This window comes from Pantoea sp. GABEPS69, from assembly GCF_045780835.1.
Lineage (GTDB): Bacteria > Pseudomonadota > Gammaproteobacteria > Enterobacterales > Enterobacteriaceae > Pantoea > Pantoea septica.
Map to the genome: position 1 here is coordinate 256,290 of NZ_CP118619.1, position 15,237 is coordinate 271,526.

The window sequence follows — 15,237 nt, forward strand, 5'->3', positions numbered from 1 at the left end:
CGGTTATGCTGTTACTACTTCAGACAACCGTGTAGCGAAGGGATCATGATTGTAAATTGCATGGTATATCGCCCAGGCCAGACCGGGCAGGAATTAGACGTAGAAAAAATCAGCGATGTGCTAAGTGAGCCGGATGCCTTTATCTGGATGGGCCTTTATCAGCCCGAAGCGGAGTTCATGCATAAAATCCAGAACGAGTTCGGGCTGCATGAACTGGCGGTAGAGGACGCGCTATGCGCGCACCAGCGTCCCAAGATCGAGCAGTATGGCGAGTCGATGTTTATCGTGGTGAAGACCGTCAGTTCGGAAAATGAACACCTTCACCTGGGCGAAACCCACTTCTTTATCGGTAAAAACTTCCTGATCACCCTGCGTCACGGCGCTTCCGACAGCTATGCGCCCATTCGCGAGCGCGTGGCGCAAAACAGCGCGCTGCTCGATCATGGGCCAGGCTATCCGCTCTACTGTATTCTCGATTTTATCGTCGATCGCTATGGCGAATATACCGCCTCGCTGGGCGATAAAATCAATGAGATGGAGGCGGCGCTGTTCCGCTCCGAGTTTGATAATCTCGCGGTGAAAAAGGTTTATCGCCTGCGCCGCGAGCTGCTGAGCCTGCGCAATGCGGCACAACCGCTGGAAGAGATCTGCCAGCAGCTGGTGCGGCTGCACGAAGATATCGTGCCGAAAGAGCTGCGCGCCTATCTGCGTGACGTACAGGATCATGCGCGCCACGTAGTCACCGACGCGGAAGATATGCGGGAAATGCTCACCAGCGCCATGCACGTCAACCTGGCGATGGTGGCGGTGCAGCAGAACGAGGTGACGAAAAAACTGGCGGGCTGGGGTGCGATTCTGGTGGTGCCGACGGTGATCTTCAGCATGTACGGCATGAACTTTAAAGAGATGCCGGAGCTGAACTCGCCGCTGGGCTATCCGCTGGCGCTGGGCGGCACAATCGTCGGCTGCTTCCTGCTCTGGCTGCGGCTGCGCAAGTCGGGCTGGCTGTAGCGGCTGCGCCGCGACGCTCCGCGCGTCGCGGCCTGACGCCTTACTCTTCGATAGAGGTCAGCAGCGCATTTTGAATAATGCGCTGCGCTTTCAGGGGATTTTGCTCCAGCTGCGCCGCCTGCAGCGCGGCCATATCCAGCTTGTCGAGCGCGCGATAGATATGCTTGAGGAAGCGGATCGAAAGGTTGGCGGCTTCTACATGGTCTTCGCGGAACGGGAACTGATCGAGCTGCCAGACGCCGTCCCAGTTGTTGCACTTCAGCACGTAGAAAAACTCGAAAATTTCGGTCATATGTACGGTGCCGACCACGAGGTCGTCATCCCAGCCGCGCAGGTTGTCGTTCACGTCCATGCCAAACAGGCGGCCGCGATCGATAATCAGCTGCGCAGAGCCGGCCGGCGATTCGCCCGCGAACAGCGCATGACCGAAATCCAGCAGGATCCCTACGTTATCCAGCCCGATCTCCTCAATACCCAGCAGCGACTTCGCCGCAGAATCCCAGGTCATTTTAACGCGCGGCTCGCGCGGCTTGTATTCGATGGCGAATTTCACGTCCGGGTTCGCGCCGGCCAGCTCGCGCATGCCGTCGACCGCCAGCTTCCACAGGTTCTTATGATCGACCTGGAAAGGGTAATCCCAGCCATCCTGACCCGGCCAGACCTTAACGTAGTTCGCGCCCAGCTCGCGCACTACGTCGGCCGCTTCGTTCATCAGCGCCAGCGCCTCGGCACGCACCGCCGCGTCGGGATGGGTAAAGGCGCCGCGCGAGAATTTGCGCAGATAGATCTCCGGCGTCACGCCGATCGCTTTCAATCCCGCCTCCTGCAGCGCCTGCTTCACCTCGGCGACCGTGACGCCAGGGGTAAAGGGATAGGGGATATCGACATAGGCGAGATCCTCCACTTCAGCCGCCAGCTTGATCTGATCCAGCGTGCTGAGCGCCGGGCCGTAGCCGTCAACCGCGTAGCGATCGATGTAGTTCGCGAAATGCCACAGGCCAGCGCCAAACTTCGGATAGTTGTAGTCACTCATTGCCGATATTCTCCGTTCAGGATGCAGACAGAAAGGTGGTCGGATTGCGACGGCAATCCATAATGGAATATATATTCAGTAAGGATTATATATTCCATTGTGCGGGCGGAGTTGGCTAGGTTGCCAGCGCAGCGCGCGATAACTGTAAGGTGGGTCACAAAAAATCTCAGCGCTCCCTGGGAAGAGAAAGCGGATGTCGGCGCGCTAAGAACAGCGATTGGGGCCGTTCGGCTTGTTAAACGGTGTCATTAAGGGGATGATCTGCGCAGTCTGAGTCCACATCGTAGGCGCTATGCTCATCAGCACTGAAAACTTTCGCAGCTACACGGCCGATACGCAGCTTGCCTGCACGCTTGCGGCTGTCGCGGGCGCGCTAAATACCGCGGCGTTTGAAGTTGTCGGCTTTTTCTCCGCCAATATGACAGGCAATGTCTCTTCGCTTTCGGATCATCTGGCCAAGGCAAGCCTGGCGCCAGCTATCTTCTTTGTGTCGATTGTCGCCATCTTTATCACCGGCTCCGCTTTTTCCACTCTGCTGATCAATGCTGGACGGCGCAATAACATGCGCAAAGTCTATGCCTTCAATATTCTGGTGGAGGGCATCGGTCTGGTTGGGCTTGGCGGGGTTGAAACCTGGCTGACGCCGCAGTCGCCCGGCGTGGTGTTGATTTTATCCCTGAGCTTTTTGATGGGGCTGCAGAATGCAGTCGTCACCCGAATATCGAACGCGCGCGTGAGAACCACCCATGTCTCGGGCACCTCGACGGATATCGGTATTGAATTAGCGATGCTGTTCGACGTGCTGAGGCGCAAAGAGTCGCCGAAAGAGGCGCCGCTCTATATTGAGCGTCTGAAACTGCACGCCTTAACGCTGCTCTCGTTTTTGTCTGGGGGCGTGGCCGGGATCTGGCTCTATCGCGCGCTGGGCTATCCGTTCATTATGTTGATCGGCCTGCTGCTTATCGCTCTCGCGCTGCATACCATGCTGGGCAGGCGTGCCAGTCCGGCGAATCAGTAAAGCGCTTGCTGCCAGCGAGAGGCGCGGCTCGCTAAACCGCGCCTGTGGCAGGGGGCGATCAGCTAAAGCCGGCGCCCAGCAGCTGTTTATCGATGCGGCAGCCAGGCATCATCGCCTCCAGCCCGGCGATCAGCTCGTCGCTGGCGTGATGCAGCGCATCTAGCGGCATTTCGGGCAAGCTCTCGAGAATAAACCACATCTGCTGCGCGCTGGCGTCGAGACGCGTTCGCACGCCCTGGCGCCAGTTCCAGCGCCGGCAGGTGACGCCAAGATCGTCGCGCCAGATCACTTCGCCCGGTTCGGGCGACTCTTCACAGGGTTCGCCCGCTTTCAGCGTGTCGAAGCGTTCGCTGCCGTCGGCGCACACCAGCCGCGCATCGCCGACATAGGCGGCAGCATTTTCGCCGCCGATCGGCAGGGCGTACTTAATGCTGATGGCATTATAGAGATCGACGATCGGATCGATGGCAGGCAGCGCGCCGTCGCGGGCAACCCGCTTGCGTAGCGCTTCGACCGAGCTCGGCGTACGGGCCGGTTTCGCGCCGAAGGCCTTAAAGACGTCGCGCCAGGCGGCGAGATGCGCTTCGGCGTAGGGCACATCCTCGGTGGCGACGGCGCGGCAGGCGTCGTCCAGCGCCGTGCGCGCCACCTGCGGGTGCCGCACCTCAGTCGCTTCAACCAGAATGCTGATAGCGCGAAAGCCCGGCGCCAGCGCGAGTACGGTCAGCTCGACCACAGGAGAGAAAGAAAACATCGCTATTCCTTGTAGAGGGTTACGGCATGAAGTGTAGCGACGGATGGCGGTGACTGCTCGCTCGGAGCGGCTTTTAGCGCAGGCAGACCAGATAAAAATCCAGGAATATGCCGAATCCGCAGTAAATTACCCGCACTTTGCTGTGCAGTTGCATTATTTGTCTATACTGAAACTGGACTTAATAACTAGTGAGGGAATCATGAAAAAGACAATTATTGCACTTTCTGCTCTGATGCTGGCGACTCCGGTTTTTGCGGCTACCACACACGCTACCGATGAAACCGTGGCTGAAGCGCATAAAGGCGCCGACACCGCCAAAGAGAAACTGCATCAGGCGCAGGATGCGGGCGCTGAACAGAAGCTGAAAGCGGAACACGCAGCTGAAGGCAAAAGCCATGCGACCACCAGCAAAGTAAGCGAAGGTTCGCAAAAAGCCTGGCACAGCACCAAGCAGGGTAGCGAAAAAGCTTGGGATAAAACCAAGCAGGGCGCTGAAGACCTGAAAAACAAAGCAACGAACTAACAGAAAATGGCCGGTTAAACCGGCCATTTTTTTATCCTCTCTCCGGCTTCAGGCGCACCGCGCGCCGTCCCGCCAGCAGCGACACCGCCGCCATTGAAAAAATTCCCCAGCAGTAAACGTTAGCCGTCGCCACCAGGCCTATCATTGGCACCGCGCAGCCCGCCAGCAGCGCCGGCAGCGCAAAAGCGAGATAGCTTTTTATCAGAAAGGCCGCGAATAGCCCGGCGCGCTCGTGACTCTCCGCCAGCGGCATTACGATGCTGATAATGGTCGAAAAGATCGAACCGAATCCCTGCCCGGCAACCGCGGTGCCGAGAAACAGCAGCGCCGTCTGGTGATGATTAATGCCGATCAGAGTCACGCCAATACCCGCCATCAGCGCCAGGGTACCGAGAAACAGCGCGCGCTGCGGCTGCCAGCGGCGGAAAATAAACACCGACGCCGTGGCGCTCAGCATCAGCGTCGCCACCACGGTGCCGCCGACAAACGGCGAGCTGCGGCCGGTCGCGAGGATCGCCAGCGTCGGCATCAGCGATAAATAGAAGCCGCCCAGCGCCCAGGCCGCCACATTGACCGGCGCCAGCCGCAGCAGCGTTCCCAATGCGCGTGGTGGAATCGCGACCTGCGGCTTTAAAGCGCGCAGCGCGCCGGGCGTCCGCGCCACCGTTTCAGGCATGAGCGGCAGCAGCGCCAGCGCCAGCAGCATTAGCGTAAACAGCAGCGCATAGATGGAAACGGTGGGGAAAGGCGCAAAAGTGATCAGCAGCGCGCCCGTCAGGCTGCCCGCCAGCAGGCCGAGAAAAGCCGTTATCGAATTGAGCAACGGGCCGCGCGCCTTATCGCCGTCAAGGATCGCCGCGCCAAAGGTCGGCAGTGCGATACCCGTCGCAATGCCCTGAACTATTCGCGCGGCGATCAGCGTTTGCGCCGAGTCCGCCAGCATAAACATAATTAGCGCCAGCGCGTTGCACAGCAGCGCCGCCAGCATCATCACGCGCCGACCGATAAAATCGGAAAGGCGGCCCAGCGTCAGCAGGGCAAAAAGCAGGGCGAACGCATAGCTGGCGAAAATCAGCGTCACCGCCAACGGCGACAGATGGTAAAGCGTGCGATAGAGCGGGTAGAGCGGCGTCGGCGCGCTGCTGGTCGCGGAGAACAGCATGGCGCAGACAAAAGCGTAAAGAGTAATGCGCGCCGCGGCAGCGGCGGGCAACGTTGTGGTAGAGAAAGACATGGTTATCACCTTAAAGCAAAATATTAGCTTTAAGAGAGGTATACTTGCATTTCTCAGTTAACGCAATATCTTTGCATTAAACAATTTTCGACATGCTTATTCTTTTCGAAGAGGAAAAAAAGATGGCCAGGGAGATGATCAGGCAGGGCGGACGTAGCGCGCGCATACAGGAAGAGGTGCACAAGGCGGTCAATATGCTGCTGAAAACCCGCGACCGCAGCGAGTTGACGGTGCCAATGGTGGCAGAAACGGCGGGCGTGACGCCATCCACCCTCTATCGCCGCTGGGGCGATCTGACACAGCTGCTCGCCGACGTGGCGGTGGCGCGTATGCGCCCGATAAGCGAGCCTGAAGATACCGGCGAGATGCAAAGCGATATGGAAGCTTTCATTTTGCAGTATGCAGAAGAGATGTCGTCGAAACCGGGGCGGCAGATGCTGGCTGATGTTATCGGCAGCGGGAGTAATGGCGCGACGGTGAAGTGCTGCGGTTTTACCGCGCTTCATCTTGAGACGCTGCGAAAGCGCGCAATCGCGCGCGGCGAAGCGGGCTTCTCGATCGATGAGGCGGTGGATACGGTAGTGGCGCCGGTGATCTATCACATTCTGTTTGAAGACCGCGAGCCAACGCCAGACTACTGCCGCGAACGGGTAGCGCGGCTGTTTCAGAATCGCTAACGGCGGCTGCGATAAAAGGGATGCTGTGCAAAAGCGGCCGCGCAGTATCAAGGCAGCCATTTATAGTTACAACATGCTAATTGGTTTTTAGTAAAAGCAATCAGCACCGTGCCAAATGCAGCCTAAAAAAGTCAGCACAGAAAGGGCGCTAGCCATTAATTGCTCCCTAATCCGCTGACAACTAATGACCTGCCAGGCTTGTTCAAATCACTCCAGCGCACCGGATAGCGCTGGGCTAGTAATAAACCAGGCAAACAAATAGATTGAAATATTCGCTATATAATGCAATTAATAACGAATGGCGGCCAGACGGATTTTTATAGTTACTAAAATCGTAATTGAGATGAATTCGCACTAATATAAAAACAAGCGTGAAGGGCATCACTCGATAAATATTAACTTTTATTCAATCGTTATTTGATTTATATCAACCTGACTTGCGGCTAAGCAGCTCATTTATTTCCATAGAGATAAATTATACCTATAATTAGGTAGTTAACTCTGCCTGCACTATTCCTCATTCCAGCGTTGCTTTGCGCTGCGTCATGAAAGCCCCTACAAATCCTCTTGTTTTTCTGGCTTGCTAAGATAGGCTTATTAACCATTCTACAGGACGGAAGAGTTCGCCAAATAACGGCGCCTGAATAGCATCCGTATTTATTTAAAAAAGGCAAAGCTGATTCGGCGTCGTCATCTGATTACATTCAGATTCGTATTAATACGGATTTATTCGGTTTCTCATTTATTACTTTTTAATTACTACTCGCAGACAGCGGGAGCGATCCGTCTGCTGCTTATTGGGAGGATATGTGAGCGTAAAACCTCATTCCGGGCACGGCGCGCTTGAAAACTGGGCGCCTGAAAATCAACAATTTTGGGAAAGCCGCGGCAAACATATCGCCCGGCGTAACCTCATTATCTCCGTCTGCGCGCTGCTGCTCGCCTTCTGCGTCTGGATGCTGTTTAGCACCGTCGCCGTCAACCTGAATCGGGTAGGATTTAACTTCACCGTCGATCAGCTGTTCTTGCTGACCGCATTGCCTTCGCTCTCCGGCGCGCTGTTCCGCGTGCCTTACTCTTTTGTCGTGCCGGTGGTCGGCGGCCGTCTCTGGACGGTGATCAGCACCGCCGTGCTGATCATTCCCTGCGTCTGGCTCGGCTTCGCGGTGCAGAATCCGGCAACCCCCTACGGCGTATTTATCGTCATTTCGCTGTTCTGCGGTCTGGCGGGCGCTAACTTCGCCTCAAGCATGGGCAACATCAGCCTTTTCTTTCCTAAAAGTAAGCAGGGCTCGGCGCTCGGCATCAACGGCGGCCTCGGCAACCTGGGCGTCAGCGTGATGCAGCTGGTCGCGCCGCTGATTATCGTAGTGCCGTTCTTCGTGGGCGGCGCGACGCTGGAGGATGGCAGCCAGATTTGGCTCGCCAACGCCGCGTGGATCTGGGTGCCGCTGCTGGCGCTGGCTTCGATCGCCGCCTGGGGTGGCATGAACGATATCGCCGGCATGCGCGCCTCGCTGCGCGAGCAGCTGCCGGTGCTGAAGCAGGGACATCTCTGGACGCTTGGACTGCTCTATCTCGCCACTTTCGGCTCGTTTATCGGCTTCTCGGCGGGCTTCGCCATGCTGGCGAAAACGCAGTACCCGCAGGTAGACATTATTCATCTCGCCTTTTTCGGCCCCTTCCTCGGCGCGCTGGCGCGGTCGGCGGGCGGTTTTCTTTCTGACAAATTCGGCGGTGTGCGCGTTACGGCGATCAACTTTATGCTGATGACGCTTTTCTCCGCGCTGCTGTTCCTGACCCTGCCTGGCAGCGTCGCCGGCTCTTTCCTGAGCTTCTACGTGGTGTTTATGGGGCTGTTCCTGACCGCCGGCCTCGGCAGCGGCTCGACCTTCCAGATGATCGCGGTGATCTTCCGTCAGATCACGATGGATCGCATGACCGCCAAAGGCCACAGCAAGGAAGAGGCGCAGCACGCCGCCGTCACCGACACCGCCGCCGCGCTGGGCTTTATCTCCGCGCTGGGCGCGGTCGGCGGCTTCTTTATCCCGAAAGCGTTCGGCACCTCGCTGACCCTCACCGGTTCACCCGTCGGCGCTATGAAAATTTTTCTGGTCTTTTACATCGTCTGTCTGCTGTTGACCTGGCTGCTGTATGGCCGTCGCAAAACTAATAACAACTAAGCAGAGCATATGAGCACTAACCATACTGGAGATGCGCAATGAGCAAACTTCTCGACCGCTTCCGCTATTTCAAACAGAAAGGCGACAGCTTCGCAGAGGGGCACGGTCAGGTCTATAACACCAACCGCGACTGGGAAGAGAGTTACCGGCAGCGCTGGCAATATGACAAAATCGTGCGTTCCACCCACGGCGTAAACTGCACCGGCTCCTGCAGCTGGAAGATCTACGTTAAAAACGGCCTGGTCACCTGGGAGACGCAGCAGACCGACTATCCGCGCACGCGTCCCGACCTGCCTAATCACGAGCCGCGCGGCTGCCCGCGCGGCGCGAGCTACTCGTGGTATCTCTACAGCGCCAACCGGCTGAAATATCCGCTGGTGCGCAAGGTGCTGCTGGAGATGTGGCGCGAGGCGCGGGCGCAGCACAGCGATCCGGTCGACGCCTGGAACGCCATTATGGCGGATAGCGAAAAGAGTAAGACCTATAAATCGCAGCGCGGCCGTGGCGGTTTCGTGCGCGCCAGCTGGCAAGAATTGAACCCGCTGATCGCTGCCGCCAACATCTGGACCATCAAAAACTACGGCCCCGACCGTATTGCCGGCTTCTCGCCGATCCCGGCGATGTCGATGGTTTCCTATGCGGCAGGCACGCGCTATCTGTCGCTGATCGGCGGCACCTGCCTGAGCTTCTACGACTGGTATTGCGACCTGCCGCCCGCCTCGCCGATGACCTGGGGCGAGCAGACCGACGTGCCGGAATCCGCCGACTGGTACAACTCCAACTACATTATCGCCTGGGGCTCCAACGTGCCGCAGACGCGTACCCCAGACGCCCACTTCTTTACCGAAGTGCGCTACAAAGGCACCAAAACGGTCGCGATCACGCCGGACTATTCAGAAGTGGCCAAGCTGTGCGACCAGTGGCTGGCACCGAAGCAGGGCACCGACAGCGCGCTGGCGATGGCGATGGGCCACGTCATCCTGAACGAGTTTCACCTGAAAAACCCCAGCGACTACTTCCTTAACTACGCGCGTCACTACACTGACATGCCGATGCTGGTGCTGCTTGAGCCGCGCGAAGACGGCAGCTATGTGCCCGGACGACAGCTGCGCGCGGCGGATCTGGCCGATAACCTGGGCGAAGAGAATAATCCGCAGTGGAAAACCGTCGCCTATAACCAGGAGGGCGAACTGGTGGCGCCGAACGGTTCCATCGGCTTCCGCTGGGGCGAAAAGGGCAAATGGAACCTCGAACCGAAAGCGGCAGGCACGCCGACACAGCTGACGCTCTCGCTGCTCGACCGGCGCGATGCGGTGATGGATGTCGCCTTTCCTTACTTCGGCGGCATTGAGAACCCGCACTTCCGTCACGTGAAGCAGGAAGAGGTGCTGCTGCATAAAGTGCCGGTGAAAATGCTGACGCTGGCCGACGGCCGCGAGCTGCCGGTCGCCTCGGTTTACGATTTGACACTGGCCCACTACGGGCTCGACCGCGGTCTCGACGACGACAACTGCGCGCGCGACTACAGCGAAGTGCGCGCCTATTCGCCCGCCTGGGCGGAGCAGATTTGCGGCGTGCCGCGCAGCCAGATTGAAAAAATCGCACGCGAATTCGGCGAAACGGCGCACAAAACGCATGGCCGCTCGATGATTATCGTCGGCGCCGGCATGAACCACTGGTATCACATGGACATGAACTACCGTGGGCTGATCAATATGCTGGTGTTCTGCGGCTGCGTCGGTCAGACCGGCGGCGGCTGGGCGCACTATGTCGGCCAGGAGAAGCTGCGTCCGCAAACCGGCTGGACGCCGCTGGCCTTCGCGCTGGACTGGAACCGTCCGCCGCGCCAGATGAACAGTACTTCGTACTTTTATAACCATGCCAGCCAGTGGCGCTTCGAGAAGCTGCAGGTCAGCGAACTGCTGTCGCCGCTCGCCGACGCCAGCCAGTTCAGCGGCCAGCTGATCGACTTCAACGTGCGCGCCGAACGCATGGGCTGGCTGCCATCCTCGCCGCAGCTCGGCATTAACCCGCTGCGCATCGCCGAAGAGGCGAAACGCGCAGGCCAGTCTGAGCAGGCGTGGACCGTTGAGGCGCTGAAGTCCGGCAAGCTGCGCATGGCGTGCGAAGATCCCGATAACGGCGGCAACCATCCGCGCAACATGTTTATCTGGCGCTCGAACCTGCTCGGCTCCTCGGGCAAAGGCCACGAGTATATGCTGCGCTATCTGCTCGGCACCGAGAGCGGCATTCAGGGCGAACCGATCAGCGATGAGCAGGATCGCCCGGAAGAGCTGGAGTGGCGCGGCAAAGCGCTGGAAGGCAAGCTCGACCTGCTGGTGACGCTCGATTTCCGCATGTCCAGCACCTGTCTCTTCTCCGATATCGTGCTGCCGACCGCCACCTGGTATGAGAAAGACGATATGAATACCTCGGATATGCATCCGTTTATTCATCCGCTTTCCGCCGCGGTCGATCCCGCCTGGGAATCTAAAAGCGACTGGGAAATTTATAAAGGTATCGCGAAAACCTTCTCAGAACTCTGCGTCGGCCATCTCGGCGAGGAAACCGACGTGGTGCTGCAGCCGCTGCAGCACGACTCTCCCGGCGAACTAGCGGCAGGCGAGGTGCGCGACTGGAAAAAAGGCGAATGCGATCTGATCCCTGGCCAGACCGCGCCGCAGATTATCAGCGTGCAGCGCGACTATCCCGCCGTCTATGAACGCTTTACTTCGGTTGGACCGCTGCTGGAGAAACTGGGCAACGGCGGCAAAGGCATCAGCTGGAACACCGATAAAGAGGTCGACCTGCTGCGCCGTTTGAACTACACCAAAGCTGACGGCGTCGCCAAAGGGCAGCCGATGATCAACAGCGCTATCGACGCCGCCGAAGTGATTCTGACGCTGGCGCCGGAAACCAACGGTCAGGTGGCGGTGAAAGCCTGGCAAGCGCTGGGCGAATTCACCGGCCGCGACCATACGCATCTGGCGCGACCGAAGGAAGAAGAGAAGATCCGCTTCCGCGATATTCAGGCTCAGCCGCGCAAAATCATCTCCAGCCCGACCTGGTCAGGTCTGGAAGATGAACATGTCTCTTATAACGCCGGCTACACCAACGTGCATGAGCTGATCCCGTGGCGCACGCTCTCCGGCCGCCAGCAGCTCTATCAGGATCATCCCTGGATGCGCGCCTTCGGCGAAGCGTTCTGCGCCTACCGGCCGCCGGTCGATACGCGCAGCGTGCAGAACCTGGAGCATATTCCCTCTAACGGTTTCCCGGAGAAGGCGCTCAACTTCCTGACGCCGCACCAGAAATGGGGCATTCACTCTACCTACAGCGAAAACCTGCTGATGCTGACCCTGTCGCGCGGCGGTCCTATCGTCTGGATGAGTGAAACCGACGCCAAAGAGCTGGGTATCGAAGATAACGACTGGATTGAGGTGTTCAACGCCAACGGCGCGCTGACGGCGCGCGCGGTGGTCAGCCAGCGCGTTCCGGCGGGCATGACCATGATGTATCACGCGCAGGAACGTCTAATGAACATTCCAGGTTCTGAGATAACCGGCCAGCGCGGCGGCATCCATAACTCGGTCACGCGCGCCTGCCCGAAACCGACGCATATGATTGGCGGCTACGCCCAGCTGGCGTACGGCTTCAACTACTACGGCACCGTCGGCTCTAACCGCGACGAATTTATCATGGTACGCAAGATGAACAAGGTGAACTGGCTGGATGACGAAGGCCGCGATCAGGTACAGGAGGCGACAAAATGAAAATCCGCTCTCAGGTCGGCATGGTGTTGAACCTCGATAAGTGTATCGGCTGTCATACCTGTTCCGTCACCTGTAAAAACGTCTGGACCAGCCGCGAAGGGATGGAATACGCCTGGTTCAATAACGTAGAAAGCAAACCCGGCGTCGGCTATCCCCACGCCTGGGAAGATCAGGAAAAATGGCGCGGCGGCTGGATCCGCAATATCAAGGGACGGCTGGTGCCGCGCCTCGGCAGTCGCTCCTCGGTGATGATGAAAATCTTCGCCAACCCGGTGGTGCCGGGCATTGACGACTATTACGAGCCTTTTACCTTCGACTATCAGCATCTGCACACCGCTAAAGCGGGTAAGAGCCAGCCGACGGCGCGCCCGCGCTCGCTGATCAGCGGCCAGCGCATGGACAAAATCAACGGTGGCCCAAACTGGGAAGAGATCCTCGGCGGCGAGTTCAGCAAGCGTTCGGCGGATAAAAACTTCGATGCGATGCAGAAGGAAATGTACGGCCAGTTCGAAAACACCTTCATGATGTATCTGCCGCGCCTGTGCGAGCACTGCCTCAATCCCGCCTGTGCGGCCACCTGTCCGAGCGGCGCCATCTACAAGCGCGAAGAGGACGGCATCGTCCTGATCGATCAGGACAAGTGCCGCGGCTGGCGCCTGTGCGTCAGCGGCTGCCCATACAAAAAGATCTACTTTAACTGGAAAAGCGGCAAATCGGAAAAGTGCATATTCTGCTATCCGCGCATCGAATCGGGCATGCCGACGGTCTGTTCGGAAACCTGCGTTGGCCGTATCCGTTACCTTGGCGTGCTGCTCTATGACGCCGACAAAATCGCCGAAGCGGCCAGCACCGAGCATGAAACCGATCTCTACCAGCGCCAGTGCGAGGTTTTCCTCGATCCCCGGGATCCGAAAGTGATCGAAGAGGCGCTGAAGCAGGGCATTCCGCAAAGCGTCATCGACGCCGCGCAGGCGTCGCCGGTGTGGAAGCTGGCGATGGACTGGAAGCTGGCGCTGCCGCTGCATCCGGAATATCGCACGCTGCCGATGGTCTGGTATGTGCCGCCGCTGTCGCCGATTCAGTCGGTGGTCGATGCGGGCGGGCTGGTGTCGCAGAGCAGCGTGCTGCCGGACGTGGAAAGTCTGCGTATTCCGGTGCAGTACCTGGCCAACCTGCTGACTGCTGGCGACACCGCGCCGGTGCTGCGCGCGCTGAAGCGCATGATGGCAATGCGCCACTATAAACGCGCGCAGAACGTCGACGGGGTCACCGATACCCGCGCTATCGACGAGGTGGGCCTGAGCGAAGCGCAGGTCGAAGAGATGTATCGCTATCTGGCGATCGCCAACTACGAAGACCGTTTCGTGATCCCGAGCAGCCATCGCGAGCTGGCGCGCGAGGCCTTCCCGGAACGCAACGGTTGCGGCTTTACCTTTGGCGACGGCTGCCACGGCAGCGACACCAAATTCAACCTGTTCAACAGCCGCCGTATCGACGCGATCAATATCGGCGACAACGCGGGAGGCGAATAATGGCGCTGATTAAAGTGGTTGCCCTGCTGCTGGAGTATCCCGACGAGACGCTCTGGGAGCATCAGGATGAGCTGCGCGAGCGGGTCAGCGCGCAGCATCCCGCGCTGCTGCCTTTTATCGACCGCTACTTCGGCACGCCGCCGCTCGATATGCAGGCGGAATGGTGCGTGCTGTTCGAACGCGGCCGCGCTACGTCGCTGCTGCTGTTCGAGCATGTGCACGCGGAGTCGCGCGATCGCGGTCAGGCGATGGTCGATCTGATGGCGCAGTATGAGCGCGCCGGACTGGAGCTGAACTGCCGCGAACTGCCGGATTATCTGCCGCTCTATCTGGAATATCTCAGCATGCAGCCGGAAGCGGAGGCGCAGCAGGGCCTGCTGGACGTGGCGCCGATTCTGGCGCTGATTGGCGGCCGTCTGAAAGAGCGCGGCAGCGACTTTAGCGATCTGTTCGACACGCTGCTGAAGGTAGCAAACAGTCCGCTGAGCAGCGAAAGCGTGGCGGCGCAGGTCGCCAGCGAGACGCGCGACGATACCCCGGCCGCCATGGATGCGGTCTGGGAGGAGGAACAGGTGAAGTTTATCGACGACAGCGCCTGCGACAGCTCGGCGCAACAGCAACATCAGCGGCGCTTCTGCCACGACACCGCGCCGCAATATCTCGATCTCTCCGCTGGAGGAACAGCCTGATGCACTATTTAAACGTGTTGTTCTTTGATATCTATCCCTACCTGTGCGGCACCGTGTTCCTGATAGGGAGCTGGCTGCGTTACGACTATGGCCAGTACACCTGGCGCGCCTCATCCAGCCAGATGCTGGACAAAAAAGGCATGCGCTTCGCGTCGAACGTGTTTCATATCGGCATTCTCGGCATCTTCTTCGGCCATCTGTTCGGTCTGCTGACGCCGCACTGGATGTATGAGCCGTTCCTCGCCATCGCCACCAAGCAGAAAATCGCTATGGGCGCGGGCGGCGTGTTCGGCATCATGACGCTGGTCGGCGGCTTCCTGCTGCTGAAGCGTCGTCTGCTTAACCCGCGCATTCGCGCCACCTCAACGCGCGCCGATATTGTTATCCTCGGCATTCTGGTGGTGCAGTGCACGCTGGGCCTGACGTCGATTCTCTTCTCCATGCATCACCTCGACGGGGTGGGCATGATGAAGCTGGTCGGCTGGGCGCAGGCGATCGTGACTTTCCAGGGCAACGCTTCGCACTGGCTGGATGGGGTAGAATGGATTTACCGCGTGCACCTAATCCTCGGCATGACCATTTTCCTGGTGTTTCCGTTCACGCGTCTGGTTCACGTCTGGAGCGCGCCGGTAGAATATTTTACCCGTCGTTACCAGGTGGTGCGTGCCCGTCGCTGATGCTTCCTTCTGCGCCAGCCCAGCCTGCGGCTGGCGCACTTTTGCTCCCGCCGCTGATTGACTTTTCCGTAACACTGTCACGTCTTTACAGTAACTGAAGCAACACCGCTTTGTTTAAGTTACTTAACATTTT

12 protein-coding genes are annotated in these 15,237 nt (G+C 58.7%); 9 read left to right on the forward strand and 3 right to left on the reverse strand.

All coding sequences use genetic code 11. The features are described 5' to 3' along the window. The first annotated feature begins 45 nt into the window (after positions 1-45). Entirely contained in the window at positions 46-1,011 is a 966-nt protein-coding gene (corA, locus tag PVE98_RS21085) for a magnesium/cobalt transporter CorA (RefSeq protein WP_033748694.1), read from the forward strand. A gap of 40 nt (positions 1,012-1,051) precedes the next feature. Here corA and PVE98_RS21090 read toward each other — a convergent pair whose 3' ends face one another. Beyond that, a complete protein-coding gene (locus tag PVE98_RS21090) occupies positions 1,052-2,044 on the reverse strand; it encodes a sugar phosphate isomerase/epimerase (RefSeq protein WP_033748696.1) in 993 nt (330 codons plus the stop codon). Between the two features lie 292 nt (positions 2,045-2,336). Here PVE98_RS21090 and PVE98_RS21095 point away from each other — a divergent pair, with 292 nt between their 5' ends. After that, positions 2,337-3,062 (forward strand): YoaK family protein, encoded by a 726-nt coding sequence (locus PVE98_RS21095; RefSeq protein ID WP_096074338.1) that lies wholly within the window; start codon positions 2,337-2,339, stop codon positions 3,060-3,062. 58 nt (positions 3,063-3,120) lie between these two features. Here PVE98_RS21095 and PVE98_RS21100 read toward each other — a convergent pair whose 3' ends face one another. Next, positions 3,121-3,816, reverse strand: a complete 696-nt coding sequence (locus tag PVE98_RS21100) for a B3/4 domain-containing protein (RefSeq protein WP_096074337.1) — start codon at positions 3,814-3,816, stop codon at positions 3,121-3,123. 199 nt (positions 3,817-4,015) lie between these two features. Here PVE98_RS21100 and PVE98_RS21105 point away from each other — a divergent pair, with 199 nt between their 5' ends. Beyond that, positions 4,016-4,339 (forward strand): hypothetical protein, encoded by a 324-nt coding sequence (locus PVE98_RS21105; protein WP_033748700.1) that lies wholly within the window; start codon positions 4,016-4,018, stop codon positions 4,337-4,339. 31 nt (positions 4,340-4,370) lie between these two features. On the opposite strand, the gene PVE98_RS21110 is transcribed toward PVE98_RS21105, so the two are convergent. Next, positions 4,371-5,573, reverse strand: coding sequence for an MFS transporter (locus PVE98_RS21110; protein ID WP_096074336.1), 1,203 nt, complete (start codon positions 5,571-5,573; stop codon positions 4,371-4,373). 122 nt (positions 5,574-5,695) lie between these two features. Between PVE98_RS21110 and PVE98_RS21115 the strand changes: the two genes are divergently transcribed. The 6 genes from PVE98_RS21115 (at position 5,696) to narI (ending at position 15,104) form a co-directional block, all read left to right on the forward strand. Further along, positions 5,696-6,250, forward strand: coding sequence for a TetR/AcrR family transcriptional regulator (locus tag PVE98_RS21115; RefSeq protein WP_033748705.1), 555 nt, complete (start codon positions 5,696-5,698; stop codon positions 6,248-6,250). Between the two features lie 809 nt (positions 6,251-7,059). Next, positions 7,060-8,433 carry a NarK family nitrate/nitrite MFS transporter gene (locus PVE98_RS21120; RefSeq protein WP_096074335.1) on the forward strand — a complete coding sequence of 458 codons (1,374 nt, stop codon included), beginning with the start codon at positions 7,060-7,062 and terminating at the stop codon, positions 8,431-8,433. A 38-nt stretch (positions 8,434-8,471) separates the two neighbouring features. Further along, positions 8,472-12,206, forward strand: coding sequence for a nitrate reductase subunit alpha (locus PVE98_RS21125; RefSeq protein ID WP_096074334.1), 3,735 nt, complete (start codon positions 8,472-8,474; stop codon positions 12,204-12,206). Beyond that, positions 12,203-13,738, forward strand: coding sequence for a nitrate reductase subunit beta (gene narH / locus PVE98_RS21130; RefSeq protein ID WP_096074333.1), 1,536 nt, complete (start codon positions 12,203-12,205; stop codon positions 13,736-13,738). Before PVE98_RS21125 ends, narH begins: the two co-directional genes overlap by 4 nt. Next, positions 13,738-14,427, forward strand: a complete 690-nt coding sequence (gene narJ / locus PVE98_RS21135) for a nitrate reductase molybdenum cofactor assembly chaperone (RefSeq protein WP_096074332.1) — start codon at positions 13,738-13,740, stop codon at positions 14,425-14,427. Before narH ends, narJ begins: the two co-directional genes overlap by 1 nt. After that, positions 14,424-15,104, forward strand: coding sequence for a respiratory nitrate reductase subunit gamma (gene narI / locus PVE98_RS21140; protein ID WP_096074331.1), 681 nt, complete (start codon positions 14,424-14,426; stop codon positions 15,102-15,104). Before narJ ends, narI begins: the two co-directional genes overlap by 4 nt. The last annotated feature ends 133 nt before the right edge of the window (positions 15,105-15,237 follow it).